The following is a 26,829-nucleotide window of genomic DNA, read 5'->3' as shown; positions in this document are numbered from 1 at the left end:
GTTGGCGGCTTTTCGGGTTAGCCGCAGTACACGACCTGGTATTCGCCGGCGCCGTGGCGTGCTCTCAGCAATTTTTTGTCGTATTTGCCCACACTGGTTCGGGGAACCTCAGCAATGAACGCCCAGCGCTCCGGGATCCACCACTTGGCGACCGCGCCGTCCAGGAAGACCCGCAATTCGTTGATATCCAAGCTGGTTTCGGTCTTCGTGACGATCAACGCCAAGGGTCTTTCCTGCCACTTCTCGTCGGGCACGCCGATCACCACCGCCTCATGCACGGCTGGATGGGCAACGAGCGCATTCTCCAAGTCGACCGAGGAAATCCATTCGCCACCTGACTTAATGACGTCTTTTACCCGGTCGGTAAGCGTAAGGTAGCCGTGTTGATCGATGCGACCCACGTCGCCGGTGCGCAGCCATCCTTCGTCGAGCTTGTCGGAGTCGTTGTCGCCGAAGTACGAGCCGGTGACCCACGGTCCGCGGGCCTGGATCTCGCCGATAGACCGTCCGTCCCAGGGCAGGGTACGGCCATCGTCGCCACGCAGCCTAATCTCGACACCGCAGACGGGACGACCCTGACAAGCGCGTAGCTCCCATTGGCGCTCGCCGTTGGTCCCCTTCGGCGCGCGCGCCACGGTTGCCAGCGGCGAGGTTTCGGTCATCCCCCAGGCCTGCAGGATCGGGACACCGAATTCACTCTCGAAGTGCTCCATCAGTGACCTTGGAACGGCCGACCCGCCGCAGGCGACCAGGCGTAGCGACGAAATATCGTGCTCCGGTTCGGATTCCAGGAAATGCTGCACGTCATTCCAGATCGTCGGTACCGCACCGGCCACGGTCGGCTGCGTGTCCTCGATGATGGCAACCAACGGTGCCGCCTGCAGGTATCGGTCGGGCAGCACGAGGTCGGCTCCACACATCAGCGCGGAATAGATCAGCCCCCATGCGTTCGCGTGAAACATCGGGACGATCGCCAAGACGCGGTCTTCTTCACCGATGGACAGCACGTTGGGTGTGCAGCCAGTCAGCGAGTGCAAATAGGTGGAACGATGACTGTAGACAACACCTTTCGGGTTTCCGGTAGTGCCGCTGGTGTAGCACATCGCCGCGGCCGACCTCTCATCGAGCTCTGGCCAGTCGAATTCGCCGTCTTGATCAGCAAGCAGGTCCTCGTAGCGCAGCACGTTTTTACCGCTGGCCAGCAGCGGCTCCAGGTCGCCGTCGCCCGCTGCGATCACGGTGTGCACCGACGACATCGTCGGCAGTGCCTTCGCTAGAAGCGGTGCCACAGAGACGTCCGCGATGATGACCTTGTCGTCGGCGTGATCTGAAATGTAGCCAAGTTGTTCTGCGGTGAGTCGAAGGTTGAGGGTGTGAAGCACCGCGCCCATCGACGGCACCGCACAGTAGGCTTCCAGGTGTTCCTGATTGCTCCATTGGAAGGTGGCCACGCGCTGATCGTCAGTTATGCCCAGACTCCGTAGTGCGTTGGCCAACTGGCTGATTCGTCGCTTGAGCGCACCGTAGGTCGTTGTGCGGTAGCCCGATCCGGTCGGCGTGACGACTTGGCTGTCAGCGTGGATGGATGTCGCGTGCCTGACGATCGAGGCTACGGTCAAGGGGATATCCTGCATGGTGCTTTGCACAGGCACAATCCTTCAAACTGCTAGTTGGTGAATGAGTCCGGCACTGGAGGAGGTTCGTAGATGAGTTCGCCGTAATTGTCGCGCAGCGCGTCGATGATTTCCGTGAGGGGAAGGTCGTCGAAAACACCACGGTCATGGAGGTATTCCAGGTGTTGAGAACTATCGCCTGTGTAGGCGTGCAACATGGCGTCTCGCTGACCGTCGAATTCGATGGGAGCGACGCGGAAGCGCGCGCATAACTCGCGGTTGAATGCCGGTGTGGCCTTGACCCACCGACCATTCAGCAGTATTTGACTGTAGCCGTGGTAGACGAAAACGTCCGAACCACCCATCCGTTCACGGAGACTCGCGGTCTGTAGATGGTTGCGGACGTCGGCGAAACCCAACCGCGCCGGAATCCCCGCGGCGCGACATGCAGCCGTCAAGAGCACCGCCTTGGGGACACAGTAGGCGCGCTCGGCGACGGCGACCGCGCTGGCTCGGTACTGGCGCGGGTCGTCGGAGACGGAATACGGGTCGTACCAGATCGAATCACGGACAGCGGTGAAGATGCGGCACGCCTTATCGACGGAATCGGTGGCGTTGCGTGTCGCCGATTCGGTGAACTGCTGCACGGCATCGTGTTTCCAGTCGAGGAATTCGGTGGCTGCGAGGAACCGCGCAAATTCTGTCTTCATCGGCGGCGCAGCGTGATCGGTAACCCGTCGACCGGGATCGGCAGCGATGTGTTGTCCCAGCGGATGCGGTAGTCGGTGTCGAGGCCGAAGGTGAACGTGCGCAGCATCTGGTGCAGGATCGCTTTGACCTCGAGGGTGCCGAAGTGCATGCCGATGCATTTGTGCGCGCCACCGCCGAAGGGCAGCCACGCGAAGCGGTGAGCTTGGTCCTCGCGGCGCGGGTCGTCGAAACGTAAGGGGTCGAAGCGATCCGGATCGTGCCAGACTTCGCGGACGAAATGGTTGACGGCGGGGGTGATCGCCACAAGCGTGTCGCGGGGAATGTAGTGGCCGTCTATTGCGGTGTCTTGCACTGTTTTGCGCATGACTAGCGGGACCGGCGCCACGAGTCTCATGGATTCCTTGATCACCAGATCGAGCGACCTGAGCGCTTCCAAATCGTCGATCTCGGGTGATCGGTCGCCGAGAGCATCGCTTTCGGCGCGAACCCGATCTTGCCATTCTGGATGCTTTGCCAGGTAATAAGTTACCGCGGTGGTGGTGATGGTCGATGTGTCGTGAGCGGCCATCATCAGAAAAATCATGTGGTTGATGACATCGGAGTCACTGAAACGTTGTCCGTCTTCGGTGCTGGCATGGCACAGCGCGGCGAACAGGTCATTGCTGTTGCCGGCCCGGGCGGCCGGCAAGTGCCGGGCGAAGTATTCCTCGAGCACCCGTCGGCCGCGGATCCCGGCGCGATAGCGGGTGCCGGGAAGCGGCGCGCGGACGAGTGAGCTGGCCGCGCGTACCGTAGCGACGAACGCCTGGTTAATGGCGTCGCTGCTGTCTTTGCCTCGGCCACCCATGAACACATCGGTGGCGATGTCGAGGGTCAGGTTTTTCAACAGCGGGTACATGCGGACGGACGGGCCGGTCGGCCACGTGGGCAGGGTTGCGCGGACGCAAGGGGTCACTTGGGTGACGTAGCCGGCCAGTCGCGGCCGCGTGAAGGCCTCCTGCATGATGCGCCGGTGCATGAGGTGTTCGTCAAAGCTCATCAGCATCAATCCGCGGTGGAAGAACGCGTCGATGAGAAAGGCCCAGCCGTCTTGCGAGAACGCCTTTGCGTTGGTGGTGAGCGCCTCCTGGGTAGCTTGGGGGCCCGCGATGACCGCCATTTTGGTGCCGAACGCTCCCATCCACGAGACAGATCCGAACCGTTCGTAGCGCTCTCTGCCCAGGTCGGACCCAAACCGGATGTAGTCGAGGGTGTGCCCGACCAAGGGGAGCCCGGCATCACCGAGAACCGGTCGCAGTCCGCTTCCGGCCGGGGGCGCGGCTAGTTCACGCACTGGCCACCGCCGACTCCACCGGCGAAGTCCGTCGTCCACCCGTTGCGGCGCGGGAATCAAGATGACCGAAGATAACCGTTCCCGGGCTTTATCGACGGGTGCGTGTAGCGGGTTAACCATTGTCGCTCCCCGGCCTGTGGTCGTCGTGGGATGGAGGATCGACCAGCTGTTTACAGTTGGGCCACCAATGTTAATAGTTATACATAATTGCCCTGTTTGTCAAACGGGTCCTTCGCGGTGGGGCGTGACAAAAGCGGTTGCTGCGCGCTAGCCGCCTGCCTGCGTTCGGCCCGTGCGTCAAGGAAACGTGTCTTCGGCCCTGTCTGTGAGAAACGCTCCGCTGAGGTGCAAAGCGTGACGCGCCTCGGGCAAGAGTCGAAACAGGGCTTGGAACACGTGAATCTGGCCGCGAAACACCTGAAGCCGCACGGATGCTCCTGCGGCGCGCATGCGCTCGGCGAGTTGACGGGAGTCGTCGAGCAGCATCTCCCTTCCACCGACCTGGATCAATGTCGGCGGCAAGCCGGTGAGATCTGCGGCGAGGACATTGACGCGGGGGTCGGTCGGGTGGGCATCGCCTACATAGAGGCTGAGCGCACGCGTTGCGGACCGGGCCGATGCGAAAGGATCGCGGCGGCGAGTTTCACGTGCCATCGCCAGCTGGCACGTCAGATCGACGACGGGGGACATGAGTAACATGCCATCGGGCGGCGGGGAGCGATGTGCGAGCGCGCCCAACGAGGTCGCGACGGCGAGTTGGCCGCCCGCCGAATCTCCCGCGATCGCCACCGTGCGGTTTGACGCCGATTCTTCAGAGCCGGTCAACCACCGGTAGGCCCTCAGTGCGTCGTCGGCGGCCGCGGGATACGGGTATCGCGGAGCCAGGCGGTAGCGGACGGCGAACACCGGCCTGAGCGACGCGGCAGACAGTTCGCCTAGCAGACCACGATGGGTCTGCGGGGAGCACATGGAAAAGGCGCCGCCGTGGATATAGAGAATCGGCGGCCCGTCCGGGTCGACGTCCGGGGCAACGATCCAGTCGCCTCTCACCCGATCGCCAGCAAAGACGGTGTCGACCTGTTCAACTCGCAATCCGCGCCGCGGGCGGGACGCAATGAGCGCCGCCCGAAGCACCCGGTCCATTACCGCGAGCCCGTACTGGTTAGACGGTAGTGCTTGCGTCAGTGGGCGCAGGATCCCGCGGGCCGACGTCGCGATGAGATAACTTGCCGTGCTCGGATGCTGTTCCGAGTAAAGGGTTGTCACGATGAGCTAAGTACCTTTTCAGTGGTGCGCCGCTCGAACGAATAGTCACCAAGGTCGAAGGTGCGACTACGCCAGAAAGATTCGAGGGTGGTCGTCGGGCGTAGCGGTACGTCGCCGTGTTTGTCGAAGTAGTAACTATTGGCGGTTGCGCAGCTGGGTTGCCAAAAGACTTGGCGGTGGCGGCGTTTGAGCATTTCGGCGAAGAAGCGGTCGTTGGCTTGCCGGGTTATTTCGACGTAGTTGGCGTGCCGGGACCGCGCATGGTGAAGGCATCGCACGATGTGCCTGGTCTGGGCTTCAATGAGCGTGAAGTACGAGGAACCGTTGTATCCATAGGGTCCGAAGATGGAGAAGTGGTTGGGGAATCCGGGCACGCTGACGCCTTCGTACGCTTGGAGCCGATTCTCGTCCCACCACTTGGCTTGATCGAGTCCACCGATCCCCCTGAGCGAATAGGTCGGCATGTTCTCCGGTTCCATCACTTTGAAGCCTGTGGCGAGGATGAGGACGTCGATCTCGTGCGATCGGCCGTCGACGGTGTGGACGGCGGCGGCATCGAAGTGGCTTATCGGACTGGTCTCGAGGTGGACGTTGTCTCGGTTGAATGTGGCCAGGTACTCGTTGTGAAAGCTTGGGCGCTTACACCCGAGCGCGTAACGGGGGGTCAGTTTTTGACGGACGGCGGGGTCGGTCACCTGGCTGCGCATGTACCGCAACGCGGCACGCTCGATGAGTGACGCCAAGGGAATGGCGGTGTGGAAGTGAGCGGCGACAGGGAACGTGACTTCGACGAAGGTTTGACTCGCTGCGCGCGCCGCGAGTTGTCCGCCGGGAGCGTATTTGAGGAACCCTCTTGCCAGCCGCGGCACCGGGAAGTCCAGTTTCGGCAGGCACCAGATCGGTGTGCGCTGGAACACGGTCAGCGCCTTGACGTCTTTCGCGATTGCCGGGATCAACTGCACTGCCGACGCGCCCGTTCCGATGACAGCCACCCTCTTGCCGGCGATGTCTTCGTTGTGGTCCCAGCGGGATGTATGCATGGTGATCCCGCCGAAATCATCGACACCGGAGATATCCGGCCGCTTGGGGCGTGTCAGGACGCCCGAGGCGTTGATCACGAAGCGCGCGGATAGGTCCTGTCCTGCGGCCGTGTGCAAGCGCCACAGGGTCGCGTCCTCATCGAACCAAGCTTCAGTCACCTTGACGGCGAAGCGGATTCGTGGGCTAAGACCGTACTTGTGCGCGCAGTGTCTTGCGTAGTCCTTCAACTCGTTGCCGTGCGCATACGTCCGCGACCATGACGACCGTTTTTCGAAGGAGAATTGGTAGCTGTACGACGGAATGTCGACGGCGATGCCCGGATAGGTGTTCCAATGCCACGTTCCGCCTACGTCGTCTGCCTCATCGACAATAAGAAAGTCCGAAAAGCCGGCTTTCAGGAGTTTTATCCCCATTCCGATCCCGGAGAATCCTGCACCGATCACGATGATTTCGAAGCGGTGCTTATCGCTGTGGTCCATACCGTCCTTCTGGCTTATCTGGGGGCTGATGCCAGGCACCTGTCGCCGACTGCCTAGCCGGAGCCAGTCGCGGCTCAAGCACGATCCACCATCCGCGGTGATGCTGCCTCGGGTGAAGCGGTTTGCGCCGAGAAACGAACACCTTCGCGCTTGTCGACGGACACGCGATCGTCGTTGCGCTGCCGTCCTCCTTTGCTTGCGCCGTGCGAACTCTCCGCGGCCAACTCGGGCCGCGCCCGCCTGGGCTTCTTGCGGGGAGGGGGCTGTGAACTCATCGAGTAATCGTCGAGCTCGACCCTCGCTAGTTGTCGGGCGAATTGGGTGGTGAAGCCGGGATACATGGTCCCGTTATAGCCGTCTTCGGTGAGGTACCAGCTCTTGCATCCGGAGTTCCACGTCGTGCCGGCAAGCCGACGCTGGAGTTGGGCGTGATAGCTGTTCTGCCGGTCCTCTTTGACGTCGAAGGTCTGAATACCGCCTTCGATGATTATGCCGATGGCGTCGACGATGTAGCGGATCTCCGCTTCCAGGTAGACCAAGGCCGAGTTGTGTCCTGGCCCGGAATTCGGCCCGAAGGTGAAAAAGAGGTTGGGATAGCCTGAGACGCTGACGCTCTTGTAGGCGTAGGCGCCGTTAGACCATTCCTCCGCAAGCTTTCGACCGTCCACGCCGGTGATGGGAAACGGTGTGCCGGCCTTGCACACATCGAAGCCGGTCGCGAATACGATGCAATCCACCTCGTGTTCGATGCCGTCCGCGGTGCGAATGCCGATGGGCGAGATGGTCGCGATCGGCCAGGTGATGAGTTTGCAATTGTTCTGTCGGAGAGCCGGATAGTAGTCGCTGGTCATCAGCATGCGCTTGCAGCCGGGCCGGAAGTCGGGCGTCAGTTGTCGCCGCATCCACGAATCTTTCACCTGGCGACGAAGGTTCGCCTTGGCCGCCCAGGCGATGGCGGTAGTGGCCGGGGTGTTCCACACCATGCCGACGGCCATGACTTCGTGCGCCCAAAACCATGCCTGGCGAGCGGCGCTCTGCAGAATCGGTAGCCGACCAAACGCGGCCTTGGCAACACTGGGGTGCGGAAAATCAGGCCGGGGAAGCACCCAACCGGGCGTCCGTTGAAACACTTTGACTGATCGCGCCGTCTTCACCAATTCCGGAACAATCTGCACCGCGCTCGCCCCGGTACCGATTACCGCAACACGTTTGTCGCTCATGTCATAGTCGTGATCCCAGCGCGCGCTGTGGATTTTGTGGCCTGCGTAGCTGTGCAGTCCGCGAATGTCAGGAAAATTTGCATTGGCCAGTGGGCCGCTTGCCATCACCACCGTGCGCGACCGGTAGCTTGACCCGCCATCCGTTTCGACGGTCCACGTGCCGCTGTCTTCGTCGAACGCCAGGCCGGTCACGTTGACGTGGAAACAGATGAAGCGCGCCAGCGCGTGCTTGTCGACCATGGCCTTGATGTAGGCGAGTATCTCGCTGCTTCCCGAGTACGCACGCGACCAGTCCGGATTTGGTTCGAAGGAGTACGAATACAACAATGACGGAATGTCGCAGGCGGCACCGGGATAGCTATTGTCACGCCAGGTTCCTCCGACCTCGCCCGCGCGCTCCAGGATGACGAAATCGTCGATACCCCGCTTGAGTAGTTGGATCGCCGTGCCAAGTCCGGCAAAGCCGGCTCCGATGATCAGAACACTGGTCGTGTCGCTCATCTGGCCACCGGTTCATAGGTCAGCTCATCAGTCCATGACGGCGTCTTGCCGAGCACTTGCGTGGGGAAGTGGTCGATCACCCTACCGAGGCGCTGCGAGATGAAGTGCAGCGGTTGGGAGTGCTTGATCGTGGCAGACATATGGGCCTTGAGGATGTGATAGGGGGGAACACGGCGGGTGTGCTCGCTGCGATCGCCGACGTTCGAGTAGCGGGTGACTGCGTTGTACAGCCTTTCCTCGGACAGGCCCCAGGCGTTCAGGTTTATCAGCATCCGGGTCAGCAGCGGGATGTAAAGCAACGCACCGGTAAGTACCCTCGGGTCGATAAGAGCTCCCACCGTCTGAATCGCATGGATCCTCATTGGGCTGGCGCCCAGGTCGTTGAGCACCTGAAAACCCACCGCCAGGTGGCGAGACTCGTCGCTGTTGACCTTGGCGAAAACTTCGCCGCACACGGGATCTGACACCTCGTCCACCAAAAACTTCAACAGTGCTCCGTCCAGAGCGGTTTCTAAAGCCGGTATGGCAGCACCGATCACCGTCAACGGAAGTGCTTCGGCGTATCGGTCCAGCCATTCGATGACCAGCCGGATGTTCTTGTTCGGCACCGGAGTCTCGCCCTCCTCGAGCATCCCCCAGCGATGCATGAGAGCGAGCTCCACGTTGGCGTGCCGCTGCTCTTCGGCGTGGAAATACCTGTAAATCTCACCCAACGCGTCGAACGGCGCCTTGGGGGCCATGGCCGCGAAAGCGCGGGCACCGACATGCTCGATCCATACCACGTCTGACATGAACTGTTTCAGGCTGGGGCGCTGTTCGTCGGTGATCAACTCGGCACCCGGTGCGTCCCAGTCGATGTCGGCCAGCGCCCACTGGCGGTCTTTAATCGTCTGCAGCATATCGCCGTATTCGAAAGCCATGTCTCCTCCTAGGTTGTGTCAACGCGTTATTCGCTGGATGAGTCCCATCGCGTGGGTGAAGGTACCCGGCATGGTTCTCTTGAGCTGCCAGAGGATTTTGGCGTCGAGTTGCGGCAGGACGTATAGCTGGCCGCGGTCGTGCGCATCCAGGGTGGTTCGTGCTACCGACTCTGGTGATACGCCGGTCCACTTCATCAAGTTGGCGGCTAGCGTGGCCGCCGATTCCTCGATGCGTGGATTGTCGACGATATTTGTTTTGACGAAGGTGGGGCATAGGACGGTCACCGTGACGCCGGTTCCGCTGAGCTCGGCTGCCAAGGTTTCGGACAGCGCGAGTACGCCCGCTTTGCTCACGTTGTAGGCGGCCATGCGGGGGGCCGCACCGAAGCTTGCCGCCGACGCGACGTTGATGAGCCCTCCGAATCCACGTTCCCGGAGCCGCGGGACAAAGACTTCGCAGCCGTGGATGACTCCCCACAGATTGACCGACAACGTCGCGGACCAATCGCTCGTGGATGTCGCACCGACGACGTTGCCTCCAGCGCCAATTCCGGCATTGTTGATCACCAGTCCGGGAGCGCCGCCGAACCACTTCTCGGCCGAATCGGCAAGATCCCGGACCTGATGCTCGTCTGAGACGTCGCAAACAACGCCGATGCCATGACCGCCCAGCTTGGAGATCAGGTCCGCTGTCTCCTTGGCGCGAATGCCGTCGATGTCGGCGCACACCACACGGCCGCCCCGGCGCGCCAGCTCGACGGCAAATGCGCGGCCAATGCCGCTGCCTGCACCGGTGATCACCGCGTCGGCACGGTCACTCCGGCGGGGGGGATTCCCAAACGGCAGCAGCCTCATCGGAGTATCCGCCGTTGCTGCGATCTGACGGTTGATTCCGTCGCTGCCTCGAAAGCAACTGGTGGCACCAGCCACCATTGTGGGCACATGCCGTCAGTTTGGTGTGACCTACGTTGCTTTGTCAAGATGGAAATGTGCGGACGAAGGCGAAACGATGGGGCGGGCGTACCGGCGCGGAACGCCGCGCGGAACGTCGGCAGCGTCTGATCGATGCCGCGACCGAGATCTGGAGCGAAAGCGGTTGGGCCGCAGTCACCATGAGGGGCGTTTGCTCCCGGACCAGCCTGAACGACCGCTACTTCTATGAAGACTTCAAGACCCGCGACGAGTTGCTGGTTGCCGCCTGGGACGGGGTACGGAACGAGATGCTCGGTGAGGTTTCCGCGACCCTCGCAGAACGCGTCGGGCAGCCGCCCCTCGAGACTATTCGCATGACCATCTCTATGGTGGTCGACCGCATCACACAAGATCCCGGCAGGGCAAAGATCTTGCTGACCCAGCACGTGGGCAGCTCACCGCTGCAAGACCGGCGCGCTGTTGCCCTGCAAGAGGCGACGCACCTCGTGGTCGCGGCGAGCAAGCCCCATCTGAGACCGGATGCCGATGAAACCGCGCTCCGCATGGACACCTTGGTGGCGGTTGGGGGCTTCGTCGAGCTGATCACCGCCTGGCATGCCGGCTTGCTCGACGTAAGTCAGGAGGAGATCGTCGAACACACCAGTCGGCTCGCCGAAACCCTAGCTGAACGTTATCTGGTGCACGCGCTCAGCGTCGATGACGTGCCCGGGACGCTACCGTCCTGATCGTGGGCGTCAAACCGGACACGCACTCAGCATCGCCGGGCGTGGCCGCGAGCCGATAGAGCGTTTGCCGATGCCCCGGATTCAGGAACCGGCGCCTCGCCTATGTTCTGCAGCAGCACGTAGGTGCCGAGGCTGCCCAGGAAACCTGCGCAGTGTTGGACGAGTTCATCAGTACTGAAGTCCAGTTCGCCGTCCAGCCAGCGGCGCAGAACCTCGAAGAGTCCTCCGACACCGAGGGTTGAAGCCAGATGCGCGACGCCCACCGCAGAGTCGGCGATATCCAGGTGAAGTCTGGCCTCGCGCAGCACGAGGTCGGCGAAACCGGCCATCAATTGGCTCCGCAACTCGCGAAGGAGTGGCTCCGTTGCGGATTCAACGAACAAAATGCGGGCCAGCCGAGGATCGTCTTCGATCATGTTGACCAGTGCGCGGATGGGGGCATACGCCAACACGTCGGGTGGCGCGCCGGCGTCTGGGATCGCTTGGACTATTACGTCTTGGAAGGTGGCATAGAGCTGCTGGTAGACGGCCCGCAAGAGCGCGTCGCGGTCGGAGAAATGCTGGTAGAAGTAACGCGAGGTGACACGTGACTCGGCGCAGACGGCAGTCACGGTGGTGGCGGCCACGCCTCGGGTACCGATCAGCTCGATAGCGGCGTCGATGAGACGTGTACGCCGGTGCTGATGGCGCTGCTCTGCAGACACTCCGCGATACACCCGGACTGAACGCATAGACACAGTTTGTCATCTAAATCTGACTAGGTATAAAGTCAGATTATTGAGGTCCGCTTGGAGATGGGAGTAGCACATGACCAGTGAGTCGCCCACACGGCCAGCAAAGAGGGTGCTGCCAAAGGCTCGCCGTGTCCGTTTCGCAATGCCTGCTGGGACCAGTCGCCAGCACTTCGTCGACGGCGACTTGGTGATGAGCCACTTTGTCTCTACCTTGTCGGCAACGTTCCCCGAGGGCGAAGACTTCTTCATCCGATCGGTGCGCCAGTACCGTGACCAGGTCAGCGACCCCGACCTCCAAGAGGCGGTCAAGGGATTCATCGCGCAGGAGGCCACCCACCGGCACCAGCATCGGCTGCTTAACGAGCGGCTCCAAGCGATGGGCTATCCGACCGACGGGATCGATCGGCACATCAAGAAGTTGGTTGACCGGCTCGAGAAGCGATTCTCTCCGAAGATGCGCCTGGCCGTGACGGCTGCCCTTGAGCACTACACGGCGACGTTCGCCGAAATCATTCTGACCAGCGACGAGGCACAAGAGCTGATCGGCGACACCGAGGTCCGGCCGATTCTGCTCTGGCACGCTTTAGAAGAATCCGAGCACAAGGCCGTCGCTTTCGACGTCTTCGAGACGGTCGGTGGAACCGAACGCACCAGGGTCTGGGGAATGCGGATTGCCACAGTCATCTTGTTCACCGAGTTGGTCATCCAGACCACTCGCTCTCTGGCGGGTGACCGCGCAGCCTACAACCCACTGCGCTTACTGCGCAGCCTTCGAGCCTTCCGTCGTTCCCCACTGTTCAGCCCGGACGCGGTGCAGCGCTTCCGTTCCTACACCCGCGCCGGCTTCCACCCCGACGACTGGGACAGCACCGAAGTCCTCGAACGCTGGGCCAAAGAACTCTTCGACTCCGATGGCGCCCAGCGAATCGGGAGCCGCGTCTAGCATCAACGGTGAGCGCGAGCAGAGAAGCACTGGCACTAGGTGGCTTACGAACTCGTCGTCGAAGGCGATCCCTACGGTACCGGCAGGAGCACACCGTCGATGAACCGGTCATTTCGAATTAGACGGGAGACTCATTCACCGCCGCGGGTTGTCGTCGACACAGACGCTGGCGCACCTACATGAACCGGGATGTTACTGGCCGGGGGCGCAGTGCTTGATCATCTCACCGAGGTTTTGGCCGACCCGCTCAGGTGCGATACCCACCGACGGCGGGTAGAGCATGATGTGGTCGAGTACCCCCTCGTAGCGGCGCAGCCCGGCGCGCACCTCGCTGGCGGTGCCAGCGACGCCCATCACGTCGATCATGTCGTCCGTCACCGCGTCGAACATGGCCGCAAAGTCACCGCGTGCGAAGGCTTCTCGGATAACGGCACCCTGTTTGGCGAATCCGCAGAAGTCGAGCAGCGGTTGGTAGGTTCTGACTGATGCGTAGAACGCGATCTGTTGCGCGACCTCGCGACGGGCGATTTCCGGGTCGTCGTGGATGGAGCACATGACCATTGACACAATCTCGACGTCGTCGGGATCGCGCCCGGTGCGTGCGGCGCCCTTGGCCACCGCGGGCCGCACGACTTCCTCCACGTAGGCGGTCGTGAAGAGCGGATGCCCGGCCAGCCCGTCAGCGACCCGGCCGGCGGCTTCGCACATCCGCGGGCGCACCGCGGCGGTGATGATCGGAATATCGCGCGCAGGCGGGTCTACCGGGCCGCTGGGGATGAGATTCATCTGGTAGAAGCGGCCTTCGTGGCGGACTGGTCCCTCGTGCAGGTTCCAGATGCGCCGAATAAGGGGTACGAGTTCCTCGACGCGCAGGGCGGGGGCGCTGGTATCGGCGACGCTGTGCCAGTTGCTCATCATCCGTTTGGTGCCGTTGCCGATGCCGAGCACGATGCGACCGCCGGACAGTTCGTCGAGATCGCGCGCCTCGGTCGCCAAGACCAGCGGGCTGCGTCCGACGCCGTAGAGAATCGACGACCCGATGCGACACCTGTCAGTCGAGGTGGCCATTGCCGCCATCGAGATGGATCCCGACCGGGTATAGAACTCCGATGCCCACACCGCGTCGAACCCGGCCTGGTCGGCCGCGGTGGCGGTGACCTTCATCGCGGCAAGGTCAGGGGCTAGGACAGAGAGTCCAAAGGTACTCACTACTGCGGCTCCATTGCGTTGTGTTGTGCTCCTGAGCGATGTCGGCGAGCCCGTTGGACGAGGAGCAGTCATCGTGGACCGGCCGGAAGCCAGTGCCGAACAGCTGCACCGGATCTCGCTGCTGCCAGTCTGTCAATCGTGCAACGCGAGCGCGCCTGTGGGGCAACTCGCCACGGCATCTTCGATCAGTGCCCTGTGACATTCGGGTGGCCCAGGATTCAGGATGTGGAGTTTCCCATCGTTACTGACCTCGAAGAAGTCGGGAGCCAGGCCTTCACACATCCCGATTGACGAGCATCGATCGCGGTCGACTGTGATTTTCATGCCACGCTGCCTCACGTAGTCGGGGTGAAGCGGACGGGAAGATGATTCACCCCGTGGAAGAAAGTGCTAACGGTATAGCTGGGTGGCCCGCAGACTTCAATATCAGGCAGGCGGTGCAGCAATTCCCGGAAGAGCGCGGCGAGTTGCTGCCGCGCCAGCTGATTGCCCAAGCAGTGGTGGATACCTCCACCTCCGAAGCTCACGTGCGGGTTGGGGTCCCGTGACAAATCGAACTTTTCCGGGTTGGTGAACACTGTGGTGTCCCAGTTGGCCGAGCTGTAAAAAAGTACGACCTTGTCACCTTCGGTGATCTGTTGTCCGCCCAGGTCGCAGTCGCGAGCTGCCGTTCGGCGGAAGGTCATGATCGGGGTGGCCCACCGGACGAACTCTTCGACCGCTCCTTTGATTCGTCCGTCGAAATCCTCCATCAGCCACGCTCGTTGATCGGGAAAGTCGGTCAAGGCTTTCATCGCATGACTGGTGCTTTGGCGCGTGGTGTCGTTCCCAGCGATCGTGAGAAGTATGAAAAACGAGACGATCTCATCTTCGGTGAGTTTTTCACCGTCCACTTCAGCCTGAACGAGGTTCGTCATGAGGTCGTCTTCGGGCTGCCGGCGACGTGCAGCGATGATTTCGCGGGCGCCGTCGCCTAGGAATCCCATCGCTTGGAAAAGGCGAGGTATGACTGGGTCGTCGCCCATCACCTCGGGGTCGCTCCACCCACCGGCATACCGTGATTCCCACGCGATGTCGCGGCGCATCGAGTCCGGCACGCCCATCATGTCGAAGATGTTGTGCATCGGCAGCAACGCCGCGCATTCGTCGACGAAGTCGGCCTTGCCCTGTGGAGCCAGGTCGTCGACGACGCGCTTCGCGTTGGCCTCGATCTGATGGTGGATCAGTCGCATCTGCTTCGGCGTGAATGCGGATGCCAGCAATCGTCGAATCTTGGTATGACGCGGCGGATCCATCGCAATGAAGCCTTGAGCGGTGTCGAGCAATTCCTGCGGGATCGACTCCATGACAATGCCCTGACCTGACAGGAAATCGTCGTGTCGCCGGGTCGCCTCGACAAGCAACGGATGCGTAACCACAGCCCAAAAGCCCCGGTCGTTCCCGTCGTCGATCATGGTGTGCTCGACTCGCGGGTGCCAGCTGATGGGAGCACGTTTGCGCAGTTCGGCGTATGTCTTCTCCCGGTCGGCGGCGGTGCCGGCCCAAAATGCAGTCGAGGACAAGTCGGCAGAATCATATGGACGTGCTGAACGCCGCTCCGCCGACGTTTTCAGTGCGGACGTCGTGCTGGCAATCATGAGAATCTCCTAAGGTTCGTGCGGCCCCACTCCAAGTGTTTACAATTATTCCTTCAGAGTCAACATTTGAACATAAAATCCTTAGTGTTAACGCGCCTCGCCTGCGGAGGAATGAACGCCCAAATAGCGAAGTGCGATCCGCGAGATGCGCTCCCCGGTCGTCTCGGCGTCGGCGGTCGGAAGCACGACGTGACTCACCGTCAGCCTTACCAGTGCATCGGCGACATCATTGACGTCATTGGCGTCCAGGCCTGAAAAGTGCTCGTTGAACCAGGTCACGAGGGCTGCCGAGGACAGCTCCAGTAGCGACGCAGAGGTCGGCAGGAGCGGCAACATACCGGTTGACTCAGCGACCGTCCTGTCCGTAGGCCGGTTCGATGTCAGCACCGCCTTCAAGAGCGGGCTCGCTTCCGCTTCCTTCAGTGTGTACGACACCGCAGCGGTGATGCCCCCGCCGACGTCTCCGGCGTGTTGTGCCAAAACTGCGTGAATGCCATTCAAGAAGCGTTCGCCTTCGGCCACAACCAGCGCGTCGCCCAGTCCCTGCTTATCGGTGAACTCCTTGTAGAGCGTCGGGCGGGACACGCCGACAAGCTCTGCGACTTCACCCATGCGAACGCGATCCCAGCCCTTCTCGATAGTGAGGGTCCGGGCAGCCCTCAAGACTTGCTCACGCATATGCCGGCGAAACGAGAGGCGAACGGACTCTGTTGGCATGGTGAGCAGGATATGCGTCTTGCACAAGTGTTCCGTCGGGGCTATCGAGGACCACGCCGACAACAATGCACTTCGCCGGTTTGGCTGTCCGGGTTCCGCTACTTCTCACCATGGCACTGTCATCATCCGGTGGAACTCGCGACATCGGCTTGGCGACCGCCACGCTTCGAGCTGATGCCAACGTCGCGATCGAAGTCTGGGGTTCCCCTGAAAAAATGGACACGGATAACTTGCTTCCGCGACAGGGTTCAGCGTCCGCTCGTAGTCGATAGGTGAGCGCGTCCCGATCGCTTAATGCCTTGGTTGATTATTGTAGAAGTTCATCCAATTGTCAACTCCTGCAATCAATTCCGCTTTGGTCGCGTAGGGTGTGCCGGTAGTAGCATTCCTGTTTGAAACTCGACCACAGCGACTCGGCGCCGACGTTGTCCCAGCATTACCCGCGCAGCGCCCACCGCGCGCGAACACCCCCCGCTGCACGGCCACGGTGACCAACTCGGTGCGCATGTGATCATCCACAGCCCAACCCAGTGCCCGCCGCGAGTGCTCGTCGCGGATCGCGCACAAGAACATGTCGCCCTCCCCGCAGCCCAGATAGGTGTAGGGGTCGGACCGGGGCGCGGTGTCGGCATTTCTACCGATCCGTTTCCCCGGCCCGCCCTCCGAACCCGCCGAGCGAATTTCTCCGCAACGGGCTCTCCACGGATTCAGGCCACTGGTGCAGTGATGTCCGTCGGCCTCGCTGTCCAAGGGGTGATGATTTTCGTGCCCCGGTAGCGGTATCGGGTGACCTCTACCTTCTGCGGCCGAAACATCGCCGTCTTGCCTTCGCGGATTTGCCAATTGGGCAGGAACCGTCGATGGAAGACGCCCCACGCCAGCCCGTGGTGCCGTTTGCGCATCCAAGTCACCACCCGCCACCATGTGAAGTGGTCGAGGTAGTCGAAGGTGCGTTTGGACACCCCGTGCTGGAAGTAATTGCACCATCCCCGCAGGACGGGGTTGAGTTGGCGCAGCAGATCAGCGAGCGTTCGATGTTTGTGTCGCCGCGTCAGATTCCTGACTTTGTCGGTGATGGACATAAGTGCCTTCTTCGACGGCCAGGTGTAGACGTAGTGCTTGGTCGTGCCCCTTTTGATCTGCCGTTGGATGCGGAAGCCGAGGAACTCGAACCCCTCGTCGACGTGGCAGATCCTGCTCTTCTCGACCGACAGGCGCAGGCCCATCGGCGCGAGCACTGCTGCGATCTCGTCCCAAAGCGCTTCGGCATCAGCGCGAGTGCCGTGGACCATGACACAGAAATCGTCTGCGTAGCGGACGATTTTCATGGTCGGAACTCCGGCGCGTCGATGCTTGGCACGTGTCCATTCCGGGCCGAGCGCCTTCCACTTCGCGGCGAAGTGCTCGTCGAGAACGGACAGGGCGACATTGCTGAGCAGTGGTGAGAGGATTCCGCCTTGCGGAGTGCCGGTGATGGTGTCCCGGTAGCCGAGATCTTTCGAGAGAATCCCGGCTTTGAGGAACGACTTCACCAGGGCCAGAACGCGTTTGTCCCCGACACGTCGCCGCACCCGGCCCATAAGGGCCGAATGCGAGATTTCATCGAAGCACGCCGTGATGTCTCCCTCGAAAACCCAGTGATAGGCCCGTGAGCCGCTGGCGAGGTGATGGATCTCAGCGATGGCGTCCTGGGCTCGCCTGCCCGGCCGGAACCCATATGCGCACGGATGAAAGTCCGCCTCGAAAATGGGCTCCAGCACCAGCTTCAGCGAAGCTTGCACGACCCGGTCGGCGACGGTCGCGATACCCAGGCGGCGGAGCTTGCCGTTCGCCTTCGGGATCATCACCTCCCGCACCGGATCCGGCCGGAATATCCGCTCCTTGAGTTCCTCGCGGAGCCGCTGAAGCAGTCCGACCGCCTCTGCCGCACCGACAGACCGCGGTGCGGTCCCATCGGCACCGGCTGAGCGCGCACCCTTGTTCGTCCGCACCCGCTCCCACGCGAGGGTGAGGAATGCGGGGTCATAAACGAGGTTGTACAAATCATCGAAACAGCGGTCGCTTTCATCAACCGCCCAATGGTGCAGTTTGCGTTGCATCCTGCGTACCCGCAGCTCGGCCGTGTCCGGGTCGGGCCACAAAGCACTCGTATTCACAAGTGACCTCCACAGTCTGCGTACTCGCCGCGAACCCGCTGGAGCCCTTTGCCATGCGACCGGCTTTCCCGGCCTCGGACTACTACGGCTCCTCCGCCCCACCACACCGGCATCAGCCGACGACTGCCTACCCCTCCAGCCCGGCTGGCTGCCGGATCTGACCGGGGACCGGCGCGGTGGTTCCCGTGTTCACTGTCAACCGTTTGACGGGTGAGGTGTCCAGCTATGCCCCTGCGACCTCGTCACGGCTACGCCGCAGTCCTTCACCGTGACCTCCCGAACCGGCGACATCAACCGGCCCACGAGTTCCCCGCCCTCAGGGCGGGTGCGCGTCGCTGCCCAGCCCGCATCCGCCAGGTTGGAGCTGGTGGTCTTCTCTTAAGAGGCGTTCAGCCGCTGGTTCCTCGCGTACACCTTCCCGTCTCGCTAGCCGGACCCGACCCGTCTGGCAGTACCAGGCCGTCCCGGCGTTGTCGGGGCTGCTTCCCACCCTCACCAAAGTCTCTTTAGATCAGGCTGCCCCCAGCTTCTACCGGGCCACTGCGATGGCTCGGCGACGGTGGTCTCTCACCTCCGTTCGGTTGAACAGCGCCTCACGGCGCTCGATATCCGAGGACCACACCGCGTCGAGTCGGCCCTTATCAAAGCGCTGGCCGATCAGATCCGGCGGAAACGAGGCCGGATCGACCACCGTGGTGGTCTTAAACCTCCGCGGACTGATCCCCTTGATGCCGAGCTCGGCCATGATTTTGGCGCGGCCAGCCCGGGCTGCGCCAGATAGCCCAGAGCTTTTCACGCTGAAGTGCTTATCGTGCGGTCGAGAAATCCGGCGACGGCTGCGGTGAAGGCATCGTTGTCGTCGCCTGCGACCATGTGGCCGGTGCCGGAGACGTCCACCGCTTGGGCGTGCGGTACGACCTTGAGGAATTCGTCGACCGACTGCTGCGATGTCACATCTGAAAGGACGCCGCGCACCAGAAGAGTGGGTGCCTGCACGCGGCGGGCCCCTTCAACAAGCAGTTCGCTGATCGCGTCGAACTTTTCGGCACCAGTCGCGGGGTCACCTTGCAGAAACTGGAAGTTGGAAGTGATGAAGGCCGGATCCCATCGCCAGATCCACCGACCATCGTCGCGTTGCCGCAAGACTTTACGGAGTCCGTCCGGGTTCTTGGGCCGAGTGCGATGTCTGTTGTATTCGGCAATGACGTCCGCGGCGTCGTCGAGCGTGCTGAACCCGTCAGGATGGGCGGCCATGAACGACACGACGCGGCGTGCTCCGTGAAACTCCATTCGCGGAGTGATGTCGACCAGGACGACGGCTCCCCACAGGTCGGCGGGCGCCAGCAAGTGCGTGCCCAGGACGGTCATGCCGCCCAAGGATGCGCCGACGACGGCCGGCGGGCGGTCGGTGCTCGCGTGTTCACGCACGGCCAGCAGATCGGACGCTAGCCGTCCGAGGTCGTATCTTCCGGTAGGGTCCCACGCGCTGTCGCCGTGACCTCGGGCGTCATACGCGACGACCGTGTACCCACGAGCGTGCAAGCGGCGCGCTGTGGTCGCCCAGGCGTGTCGGTTTTGACCACCGCCGTGCAGGAGCAGCACAACGGCGCGGGCAGCGTCGTGCCGGTAGCAATCCGCCGTGAGGGTGACGCCGTCTGTGGTGCGGAATCGCTCGAGCGTAACGGTCATCGGGTGCGCTCGCCGTTGTGAAGTCGGACGACAATACCATCGGTCCTTTTCATCACGAGGAATTCCCCCTAGGGCTAACGACGGTCACTGTTCCTTGGGCGGCACATACCGCGCGCCCGTCGTTGGTGATGTCGATTCTGGCGACACCGCTGCGCTTGCCCAGCGCGATGATCTCGGTGACGGCGACGCATACTCCGCTTGACACGGGCTGCAGCAAGTTCAGCTTGAATTCGGTTGTGGCGACCCACGATCCAGCGGGGATCACCGGGTAAAACACCACGCCCAAGCAGTGGTCGACCATTGCTGACAGGCATCCGCCGTGCAGATTGCCGAACGGAGTCAAAAGGTCGTCCCGAGCATCCATCTGCACAACCAGCCGCCCGGCGGCGAACTCGGTGTGGCGAAAATCCAGGTATTTGGAGAGTCCTCCCGTGGTTGCCGCCGCGTTCTGCAATTCCTTGGCGATCTGCTGATTGAACTGCGCGAACTCCATGGTTAGCGCCCCTTCTCATCCACGGATATCGATGCGATGGTTTGAGACACTACTCTGCACTTGTTGCATCGACGCAAGGCTGGGTGTTGGTGAGCAGAGCTGGAAGCAGGAATCGGCGTAAAAAGGCATCGAGGCCTTCGGGGCTGCGGTGTCTGGGGCCGCGGACCGACAGCAGGCTGAGGACGGTTCGCAGGATCCATTCGGCGGCATCGTCGACCGACACCCCGGGCTCGAGTTGGTCCCAGTGCGCAGCGAAGACAGGTCGAAGGAACTCGGCCACGAGTTCAAACAAAGCCACCGACGTTCCCTTGGCCAACCCCACGCCGGCGAGTTCCTCGTCACTGCCGAACAGCAATCCGATTGTCGGCTCGCGATGAGCGGCGCGTACCGTGACCTCGACGAAATCGAGTATTGCCGTGCCCAAATCGCGATGTACTGCGATCCGTCGACGCATGCGGTCTAGGTAGCGTTCGGCCGCACGCAGGATGACACCGGAAACGACGGATTCACGACTTGGAAAGTAGCGGTACACCGTGGCGCGCGACACCCCCGCCTGTCTGGCGATGTCCTCCATGGTGGTGCCCGGCAGCCCCTTGCCCTCCAGGCACGCTTCGGCGGCATCGAGCAGGAGGTCTCGGGCGACGTCGCGGGTCGTGGGAGGTGCCGTGCCCCAGCGCAACGATTTCTTCGTCACGAAGCAAGTATGCAGCCTCGGACCGATCGTGAATTAACGACCCAACCGGTTGTCGCATGGCTACTTATGTGACAATATCGCAAATATGTCGCAACAAAGGTGCCGACGATGAACGTGACCTGACCGTTGGCGATTCCGCCCCGCACTCCCGTTGTCGTCGCGGTCGGTGAGATCACGCACCGCGGCGACAGCGTCGTCGATCCCATCGATTTGGCTTGCGAAGCCGCGCGTCGAGCATTGCAAGACGCGGGCGCTGCGATCGGGCATCGGATCGATACGGTGGCGACACCGGGCATTCTGATGATTCCGCGTGACAATCCCGCGTCGAGAATTGCCGAAGCGGTTGGGCTGGCGCCCCGGCGTCGCATCAGCTGCCCGATTGGCGGCAATACACCGCAATACCTCGTCGAGGTCCTTGGTGGGGACATTGTGCGCGGTATCAGCGATGCGGTGCTGGTCGTCGGAGCCGAGACCGGCGAGTCCGCCCGCAGAGTCAAATCGGGTCATGCGCTCCGCGATCCGAAACCCGTTGATGCACAGGATGAGTCACTTGGCGACACACGTCCCGGATTGAGCCCAGCCGAGATGTGTGCTACCTCACCGACTTTGACTCCCGCCAGTTCAGCGATCGCAGTGAGGCTTTCACCGCGGCCTTGCATCCGGGCCAACGCTGTCGCGCCGGCCTGGCGGTGTTCGTGACGGCGCCGCTCTCCCTCTGCGTGTATCTCGAGGATACGGTTGCGCTCCCACTCGTCGACGGCGGCCAGCCGCCCAAGCTCGACGAGGAACGACGCAGCGTCATCGACATTTTGACGCTCACGCTCCAGACGTGCCTCGTTGGCCTTGTTCTGCGCCTCCCGGACACGCTTGCGCGCTGCCGATTTCGAATTGATGTTCACCACGTGGGAACCATAGGACGCACCCATCGTCGTGCTCTACCATCCTGACCAACATCATCTGTGTCCCCATTTGTCCGCACCCTTTGTCGCCAAATCGACTGCCTACCAATGCAACACATCCGCACCGATCCGCACCACTCACCACAACCACCTGTCCGATCCGGGAAACGGTCGGGTGCGCTCGTTCACGCGCTACGACACACTTATGCCAACGAGACCCGTACCACAGCAGCCTGAAACCCGCTATCTGCACTGGTCGGCACGCGGTGGTTTCGCTTGGTGTGCGATGGCGCTATATGACCAGCTCAGACACCCCTTCTGGACCTCAACCAGAAGGGCTTGACCGCTCTCCTAAAGCCGGTCTCGCAGATTCGACCCCCTGACCGCACTCGACGGTGCATTTCCGATCGAATGTCGCACTGCTGGTAGCGGGAATCGAAAACTATGCCTCATGATCTCGGTATGACCTGCCGGCCAGTACCAACGGCGGGAGACGGGGTTGGGGTCAAGTCCAGGGACGTGGTGTACGACGTCGTCGTGTGATTCTTCGACTTGGTGGTTTAGGCGGTCAGTGCCGCCGGGGTGTCCTCCTGTTCTGTTGATGGCGTGTGGTCGGCGCGGGATTTGCTGAGGACGTCGAGGCCGAGGTAGCGGCGGGATTCGGCCCATTCGTCGTGTTGTTCGGCCAGCACCGCGCCGACGAGGCGGATTAGGGCGTTGCGGTCGGGGAAGATTCCGACGACGTCGGTGCGCCGGCGGATTTCCTTGTTGAGTCGTTCTTGTGGGTTGTTGGACCAGATCTGCCGCCAAATTTGTTTGGGGAAGGCGGTGAAGGCGAGCAGGTCGGCGCGGGCGTCTTCGAGGTGGTCGGCGACCTTGGGGAGCTTGTCGGCCAGTGCGTCGATGATGCGGTCATATTGGGCTGCAACGGAACCGGCGTCAGGTTGATCGAAGACCGAATGCAGTAGTGTGCGTACCCACGGCCACGATGATTTCGGAGTGATGGCCATCAGGTTGGTGGCGTAGTGGGTGCGACACCGTTGCCACGATGCCCCAGGCAGGGTGGCGCCGATCGCGGCCACCAGACCGGCGTGGGCGTCGGAAGTGACCAGACGGACCCCTGATAGGCCGCGGGCGGTCAGCGACCGCAGGAAGGTCAGCCAGCCGGCCCCGTCCTCGGCGGTGGTGACGTCGATGCCCAGGATTTCGCGGTAGCCCTCGGCGTTGACCCCGGTGGCGATCAGCGCGTGCACGTTGACCACCCGGCCTGCTTCGCGAACCTTGAGCACCAGGGCGTCAGCAGCCATGAACGTGTACGGGCCTGCATCCAGTGGCCGGGTCCGGAACGCCTCGACCGCGGCGTCGAGCTCTTTGGCCATCACGCTGACCTGGGACTTCGACAAGCTGGTGATGCCCAGAGTCTCGACGAGTTTGTCCATCCGCCGCGTCGAAACGCCCAGCAGGTAGCAGGTAGCCACCACCGTGGTCAGGGCCCGCTCGGCGCGTTTGCGCCGTTCCAGCAGCCAGTCCGGGAAGTACGAACCTTGCCTTAGCTTGGGAATCGCCAGATCCAATGTGCCTGCGCGGGTGTCAAACTCGCGGTGCCGATACCCGTTGCGGGAATTGGTGCGCTCGCTGCTGCGCTGGCCGTAGCCGGCACCGCACACCGCGTCGGCTTCGGCGCCCATCAGGGCGTGAATGAAGGCGGCCAACAACTCGCGCAGCACATCAGGGTGCGTGGTGGTGAGTCGTTCGGCCAGCACGGCAGACAGGTCGATATCGTGGGCAATGGTCATCGCGTTGATTCCTTTGCTCGAGTGACTTTGGTCGGTCCCTCGAAGAATCACGCGATGACCTTCATTCATCCGGCTACGACACGCCGGTCATCACCGGCTCGTACACCACTCTGCTGGACGCAACTGGGGTTGGAGACGATGACGATAGAAAATGCGTCGGTCATGCTCACCGCTCATGAAGTTCGAGCGATGACCGGAGTTCCGGTCTCAACGCTGCATGAATGGGCGGCCAGGCGGGAACGTGGGATTGATGCGCCTGGTCCACATCACCTCAGGCTTAGCGATCGGCACCGTCGATGGTTACTGGATGACGTCAAAGATTGGCTGGAATCGACTCGGGTGTAGAGCGATTCGCCCTCACCCAACTACTTAGCACAACCGCTGTCAACGGCGGCCGAAAATTGACCCCTTTTCGACGGGGTGGGTTCTACTCAACGTCGCAACACCGACGGATCACTCGAGACTAACAGGGCAGCGAATAGATCGGCGGGGCAACGGTCTTGGAGGACCATGCGGGGGCGATGGTTGAGTTCGTGTTCGACGGCCAACAACTGCTCCGGCGGGTGGCTGATGAGGGTGACGCCCTTCGGGAAGTAGTCGCGCAGCAGTCCGTTGGTGTTCTCGTTCGTGCCGCGTTGCCAGGGTGATCTGGAGTCGCAGAAGTAGACGGGCGCGCCGAGCTTGTCGGTGGTGGCAAGGTGGCGCGCCATCTCGGTGCCCTGGTCCCAGGTGATCGACCGCATCAGCGTGGGTGGCAGATCCTTCATGCGGGCCACCAAGGCCGCGTGCAGGGAGTCGGCGTCACTGCGAGGCAGATGCACCAACCGCAGCATCCGGGTCTGGCGTTCGACCAGAGTGCCGATCGCCGAGAGGTGGTTATTACCGATGATAAGGTCGCCTTCCCAGTGGCCGGCTTCAGACCGGTCGACAGCCGAGAAGGACCGGTCGTGGATGGTGAGCATCGGCTGCTGGAACCGCGGCCGCCGGCAACTCTGGCGGTGATGCGCTCGGCGGTGATCTCGACCGGTGCGCAGCGGTGAGCGTCGGTGCGGCGCTAATCGCGAGGGCCGCATGAAACGTGAATTCGGTTGATAGACAGCTTGATAGATGCTTTCGTGGCATAACCACATCGATGAATCATCGGGGAAGCGGTGGCGGAGGTGACGGCTGATCTGTTGGGGGCTCCAACGCTGAAGAAGCAGCTCGGCGACCGCGTTACCGAGCTGGTCGTTGGTGTCGACCCGACGGCGGTGGTGACGTGCTCGTCGCGCGGTGGCTCGCCGGTGGGCATCGAAGGGCTGATATCCGCGGCCGGCTGGTGCGTTGCGCCGTAGCTCCCTCGAAATCGTCGACGGCGCTCGACCGAGTCGGGTGGCGATCGTCCGCACCCTCAGCCCTGAGTGATGCAGATCGGCGATCTCGATGCGCTCGTCCTGGGACAGGTATCGCGTGCTGATCTGGCGGACCGCTAGTCGATCTAGCGGCGGGACGAACCCGACCGCGACGCCGTTGCGGTAGGTCTTGTAACCGCGTGTCCAGTTCGTCGCAGCGGACCGGGACACACCGACTTCGCGGGCCGCGGCCCGCACGCTCCACCCGCGAGCCCGCAACTCCATGAACCGCTGACGCTTGGCCGACTGCGGACGACGTCCCGGCCCCTTCTTCACCCGACGCGACGATGCCAACACAACCTCCAGAATCTAGAGAAGTGTTGCGACCGCACCTAGAAACCACCGCGTCGACACGGGGTCAGTTTTCAGACGACGCCGACACTGTCAAGCGGCAATACGACCGAATCGAATATGGCGGGTTACCAGTGAGTTTCCCGTGAGTTCAGCCGGATTGAAGCGATTTCAGTTGGAACCCACGGCCTTTCGGCTGTGAAGGTTCATAACTGCGGCGGGTTCGCGGGCCCTGAGTCTGGCGGCGTTGGGTGGCACTACGGTTCTACCGGCTGCTCGAGTTCGTCGCTGAGCAGCCGTTCGGCCACGGTGGTGTAGCGCCGTGCGGTGTTGTGGGAGATGCCGAAGACGAGAGACAGGTGCAGTGGGTCCGGGCCTGCGGTCAGCGCTTCGTGAAGGATTCGGTCGGCACGGATGCGTTCGATCGTGAATCCATTGTCGCTCAACGATTGTTTCACCGATTTTTGACTGACCGGCGTTGTGCGCAATGCAGTTTTCGTCGTGAGTAGAACGTGCCGGTTCGGAGTGTGGGGCCATCTGTCCCGGCGGTGGTCGAGCCATGTGTTCAGCGCTCTGTGGGTGAGCTCGCCGAGCCGTTGGTTGTGTCCGGCAAGGGTGATCCGCCGGTTCGGCAGGTCGATGTCGTCGAGCACCAGTTTGCGTATAACGGCTGTGCGGCAGGCATGTTCGACGCTCAGCGCCACGACGAGGCGTTCAAGCGGTTCGCTGGCGAGCTGTTCGATCGAGCGCACCTCGTCATCGGTGATGGGCAGGAGGTCCTGGTCTACTGGTTGGCTCTTCAAACCCGCTGTTGGGTTGCTGAAGACCAGAGCATTCTTCTTGGCGTGCCGGAACAGCGACCGCAGCGCCTTGATCAGATTGTGGCGCTGGTTTCCCTGAAACGGCCGCAGCGCCGCGTCGACGTCGGCCCTGGTGACCTCCCTGAGATGCTCGTAGGAGGTGGACCAGTGCGCGAGAAGGGCTTGACCGAGCCGAAGTAGCTGTAGAGCGTCCTCGGTGATCGTGGGCGAGCACGTGCGCCGCCGACCAACAGGGTAAGGAGCCAGTGGTGGGCCGGCTCGGCGAATCCTGGCGGAAGTTCCGCGGTGACGCGGTCGATCCAGGCACGGATCGGAGGTTCGGTGTCGTCTTTCAGCAGGTCGAAGTGGGATAGGATTTCGACGAGCCTGCGACGGGACGCGAGCCGATGCGGCCGGGTTCGAACCTCGGTGAGCGGCACGCGATCACCGGTGGGCCGACCGGCCAGAAGGGTGAGCAGGGCGTCGAGGCATCGGTTTGTGGTCTCACCGCACCAATCGTGGGCGGCACCGAGTTCCCGGGCGTGTATCGCGGCGGCCGCGAGCACGGGGTCGTCGGATTCCAAGGCTGGATGCCGCCGGGGCGGGCGAGGAGGCAGTCCCGCCTTTCTGCGTTGGTA

The 26,829-nt window shown here is 62.3% G+C and carries 25 protein-coding genes and 1 pseudogene; 4 read left to right on the top strand and 22 right to left on the bottom strand.

What is annotated here, in order from left to right:
• Positions 1-17: 17 nt before the first annotated feature.
• The 8 genes from G6N48_RS24070 to G6N48_RS24035 form a co-directional block, all read right to left on the bottom strand.
• Positions 18-1,634: a long-chain fatty acid--CoA ligase gene (locus G6N48_RS24070; protein ID WP_085981616.1), complete on the bottom strand. Its 1,617-nt coding sequence runs from the start codon at positions 1,632-1,634 to the stop codon at positions 18-20.
• A 32-nt stretch (positions 1,635-1,666) separates the two neighbouring features.
• Positions 1,667-2,323, bottom strand: a complete 657-nt coding sequence (locus G6N48_RS24065; protein WP_085271655.1) for a transglutaminase-like domain-containing protein — start codon at positions 2,321-2,323, stop codon at positions 1,667-1,669.
• Positions 2,320-3,777 carry a cytochrome P450 gene (locus G6N48_RS24060; RefSeq protein WP_075630242.1) on the bottom strand — a complete coding sequence of 486 codons (1,458 nt, stop codon included), beginning with the start codon at positions 3,775-3,777 and terminating at the stop codon, positions 2,320-2,322. The genes G6N48_RS24065 and G6N48_RS24060 overlap by 4 nt, the downstream gene beginning before the upstream one ends.
• Positions 3,778-3,954: 177 nt before the next feature.
• Entirely contained in the window at positions 3,955-4,923 is a 969-nt protein-coding gene (locus G6N48_RS24055) for an alpha/beta hydrolase (protein ID WP_007168397.1), read from the bottom strand.
• A complete protein-coding gene (locus G6N48_RS24050; protein ID WP_007168396.1) occupies positions 4,920-6,443 on the bottom strand; it encodes a flavin-containing monooxygenase in 1,524 nt (507 codons plus the stop codon). The genes G6N48_RS24055 and G6N48_RS24050 overlap by 4 nt, the downstream gene beginning before the upstream one ends.
• Positions 6,444-6,517: 74 nt before the next feature.
• On the bottom strand, positions 6,518-8,164 hold the full coding sequence (locus G6N48_RS24045) for a flavin-containing monooxygenase (RefSeq protein WP_007168395.1): 1,647 nt from the start codon (positions 8,162-8,164) through the stop codon (positions 6,518-6,520).
• On the bottom strand, positions 8,161-9,084 hold the full coding sequence (locus tag G6N48_RS24040) for a hypothetical protein (protein ID WP_007168394.1): 924 nt from the start codon (positions 9,082-9,084) through the stop codon (positions 8,161-8,163). The genes G6N48_RS24045 and G6N48_RS24040 overlap by 4 nt, the downstream gene beginning before the upstream one ends.
• Positions 9,085-9,102: 18 nt before the next feature.
• Positions 9,103-9,939, bottom strand: a complete 837-nt coding sequence (locus tag G6N48_RS24035; protein WP_007168393.1) for an SDR family NAD(P)-dependent oxidoreductase — start codon at positions 9,937-9,939, stop codon at positions 9,103-9,105.
• A gap of 134 nt (positions 9,940-10,073) precedes the next feature.
• Between G6N48_RS24035 and G6N48_RS24030 the strand changes: the two genes are divergently transcribed.
• Positions 10,074-10,742: a TetR/AcrR family transcriptional regulator gene (locus G6N48_RS24030; RefSeq protein ID WP_023900852.1), complete on the top strand. Its 669-nt coding sequence runs from the start codon at positions 10,074-10,076 to the stop codon at positions 10,740-10,742.
• A gap of 26 nt (positions 10,743-10,768) precedes the next feature.
• Here G6N48_RS24030 and G6N48_RS24025 read toward each other — a convergent pair whose 3' ends face one another.
• Positions 10,769-11,473, bottom strand: a complete 705-nt coding sequence (locus G6N48_RS24025) for a TetR/AcrR family transcriptional regulator (protein WP_057969459.1) — start codon at positions 11,471-11,473, stop codon at positions 10,769-10,771.
• Positions 11,474-11,549: 76 nt separating this feature from the next.
• Between G6N48_RS24025 and G6N48_RS24020 the strand changes: the two genes are divergently transcribed.
• Entirely contained in the window at positions 11,550-12,419 is an 870-nt protein-coding gene (locus G6N48_RS24020) for a metal-dependent hydrolase (RefSeq protein WP_033712834.1), read from the top strand.
• A gap of 192 nt (positions 12,420-12,611) precedes the next feature.
• Here G6N48_RS24020 and G6N48_RS24015 read toward each other — a convergent pair whose 3' ends face one another.
• From G6N48_RS24015 to G6N48_RS23975, 9 genes are all read right to left on the bottom strand, one after another.
• Positions 12,612-13,628, bottom strand: coding sequence for an LLM class flavin-dependent oxidoreductase (locus G6N48_RS24015; protein ID WP_033717470.1), 1,017 nt, complete (start codon positions 13,626-13,628; stop codon positions 12,612-12,614).
• A gap of 132 nt (positions 13,629-13,760) precedes the next feature.
• The gene (locus tag G6N48_RS24010) at positions 13,761-13,952 is read right to left on the bottom strand and encodes a ferredoxin (protein ID WP_074021704.1); all 192 of its coding nucleotides are present in this window, start codon (positions 13,950-13,952) and stop codon (positions 13,761-13,763) included.
• An 11-nt stretch (positions 13,953-13,963) separates the two neighbouring features.
• The gene (locus tag G6N48_RS24005) at positions 13,964-15,265 is read right to left on the bottom strand and encodes a cytochrome P450 (RefSeq protein ID WP_007168386.1); all 1,302 of its coding nucleotides are present in this window, start codon (positions 15,263-15,265) and stop codon (positions 13,964-13,966) included.
• 87 nt (positions 15,266-15,352) lie between these two features.
• The gene (locus G6N48_RS24000; RefSeq protein WP_007168385.1) at positions 15,353-15,943 is read right to left on the bottom strand and encodes a TetR/AcrR family transcriptional regulator; all 591 of its coding nucleotides are present in this window, start codon (positions 15,941-15,943) and stop codon (positions 15,353-15,355) included.
• 746 nt (positions 15,944-16,689) lie between these two features.
• On the bottom strand, positions 16,690-18,081 hold the full coding sequence (gene ltrA / locus G6N48_RS23995; protein ID WP_224112898.1) for a group II intron reverse transcriptase/maturase: 1,392 nt from the start codon (positions 18,079-18,081) through the stop codon (positions 16,690-16,692).
• A 586-nt stretch (positions 18,082-18,667) separates the two neighbouring features.
• On the bottom strand, positions 18,668-18,883 hold the full coding sequence (locus tag G6N48_RS23990) for a hypothetical protein (RefSeq protein WP_019732564.1): 216 nt from the start codon (positions 18,881-18,883) through the stop codon (positions 18,668-18,670).
• Positions 18,884-18,930: 47 nt separating this feature from the next.
• Positions 18,931-19,827 carry an alpha/beta fold hydrolase gene (locus G6N48_RS23985; protein WP_007168381.1) on the bottom strand — a complete coding sequence of 299 codons (897 nt, stop codon included), beginning with the start codon at positions 19,825-19,827 and terminating at the stop codon, positions 18,931-18,933.
• Positions 19,828-19,879: 52 nt separating this feature from the next.
• Positions 19,880-20,320 (bottom strand): PaaI family thioesterase, encoded by a 441-nt coding sequence (locus G6N48_RS23980; protein ID WP_007168380.1) that lies wholly within the window; start codon positions 20,318-20,320, stop codon positions 19,880-19,882.
• 49 nt (positions 20,321-20,369) lie between these two features.
• The gene (locus G6N48_RS23975) at positions 20,370-21,014 is read right to left on the bottom strand and encodes a TetR/AcrR family transcriptional regulator (protein ID WP_007168379.1); all 645 of its coding nucleotides are present in this window, start codon (positions 21,012-21,014) and stop codon (positions 20,370-20,372) included.
• Between the two features lie 126 nt (positions 21,015-21,140).
• On the opposite strand from G6N48_RS23975, the pseudogene G6N48_RS28825 reads away from it, so the two are divergent.
• Positions 21,141-21,602: pseudogene (locus tag G6N48_RS28825) on the top strand (acetyl-CoA acetyltransferase); the annotation flags it as partial.
• Here G6N48_RS28825 and G6N48_RS23970 read toward each other — a convergent pair.
• The 4 genes from G6N48_RS23970 to G6N48_RS28440 form a co-directional block, all read right to left on the bottom strand.
• Positions 21,518-21,916, bottom strand: a complete 399-nt coding sequence (locus G6N48_RS23970; protein WP_174814222.1) for a hypothetical protein — start codon at positions 21,914-21,916, stop codon at positions 21,518-21,520. The pseudogene G6N48_RS28825 and the gene G6N48_RS23970 sit on opposite strands and share 85 nt — an antisense overlap.
• Positions 21,917-22,473: 557 nt before the next feature.
• Positions 22,474-23,709: an IS256 family transposase gene (locus tag G6N48_RS23965; RefSeq protein WP_042909891.1), complete on the bottom strand. Its 1,236-nt coding sequence runs from the start codon at positions 23,707-23,709 to the stop codon at positions 22,474-22,476.
• Between the two features lie 431 nt (positions 23,710-24,140).
• Complete coding sequence (locus G6N48_RS23960; protein WP_101930934.1) at positions 24,141-25,394, bottom strand: IS30 family transposase; 1,254 nt, start codon at positions 25,392-25,394, stop codon at positions 24,141-24,143.
• A 254-nt stretch (positions 25,395-25,648) separates the two neighbouring features.
• Positions 25,649-26,044, bottom strand: coding sequence for a hypothetical protein (locus G6N48_RS28440; protein ID WP_232066692.1), 396 nt, complete (start codon positions 26,042-26,044; stop codon positions 25,649-25,651).
• Between the two features lie 30 nt (positions 26,045-26,074).
• Between G6N48_RS28440 and G6N48_RS28435 the strand changes: the two genes are divergently transcribed.
• Positions 26,075-26,392: a hypothetical protein gene (locus G6N48_RS28435; RefSeq protein WP_232066691.1), complete on the top strand. Its 318-nt coding sequence runs from the start codon at positions 26,075-26,077 to the stop codon at positions 26,390-26,392.
• The last annotated feature ends 437 nt before the right edge of the window (positions 26,393-26,829 follow it).

This window comes from Mycobacterium parmense, from assembly GCF_010730575.1.
In the GTDB taxonomy this organism is placed as follows: domain Bacteria; phylum Actinomycetota; class Actinomycetes; order Mycobacteriales; family Mycobacteriaceae; genus Mycobacterium; species Mycobacterium parmense.
The sequence above is the reverse complement of the archived record's forward strand: the minus strand, read 5'-3'. Positions and strand labels throughout refer to the sequence as shown.